We start from the raw sequence: 903 nt of genomic DNA, 5'->3' as shown, positions 1-903 counted from the left end.
GTTGCAGATAAAACTGACGAAGTCAGCTCAAAGTACAGCTTTGAGGTTGCAGATAAAACTGACGAAGTCAGCTCAAAGTACAGCTTTGAGGTTGCAGATAGAACTGACGAAGTCAGCTCAAAACACTGTTTTGAGGTTGCAGATAGAACTGACGAAGTCAGTAACATATACATACGGCAAGTTGACGTTGACGCGGTTTGAAGAGATTTTTGAAGAGTATTAGATGTTTTAACTGTAATCTCAGTTCACACTAGTTTAAGTAGCTTGCTACTAGTTTTTGAATCTCTATTTGACTTTCACTGAGTATTACGAAATAATCTGTGATTATATGATTTGGATGTTGAAGTTACAAACAAAATAAAGATACTAACTAAACTCGTCATTTTATACAATTCCTTTGCAAAAATTTAAATTTATAAGTATTTCATTTTGTGACCATTTTGTTGATTGAAAACATCTAGATAAACCATAAAAATATAGTTAATAGGTTGTATTTATCCAGATAGATAAAAAATACGAACTATATTTTAAAAATGTTTATTGATTTATCTTAAATAATTCCATGTAGATATAAAATAAGAATAAATAAACTAAAAATCAAAAAAATGTTCTTAAATTACTTTATGTTATAATTATTCTAGGTTGATTTTTTTAAATATCAGAATCATTTCATTTATAAAAGTAATTATTTTCAATCATAAAACTTGTGTTATAAATTTTGAGATGATATAATTAAGGAGATGTTGATAAATATTGAGCACTTCCTACTCATGATATTATACTCTTAATATTGCAAAAATATTTAAGGGGGGGGGGGGGGCTGTTTTTTTGTATAAAAATTATAATATTTTTAATTGGGGGTTGTGTGTATTTTTAGGGGAAAACAACAAAAATATTTTCGAA

The 903-nt window shown here is 27.7% G+C and carries 1 protein-coding gene; it reads left to right on the top strand.

All coding sequences use genetic code 11. The features are described from left to right. The coding region (locus tag N8M16_RS10040; protein WP_261070147.1) for a hypothetical protein at positions 1–201 on the top strand (201 nt) is incomplete at its 5' end. Between the last annotated feature and the right edge of the window lie 702 nt (positions 202–903).

The sequence above is a fragment of the Streptococcus mitis genome (assembly GCF_946188375.1).
Classification (GTDB): domain Bacteria; phylum Bacillota; class Bacilli; order Lactobacillales; family Streptococcaceae; genus Streptococcus; species Streptococcus mitis_CX.
Note: the sequence above shows the minus strand (reverse complement) of the source record. Positions and strands in the feature narration are given on the sequence as shown.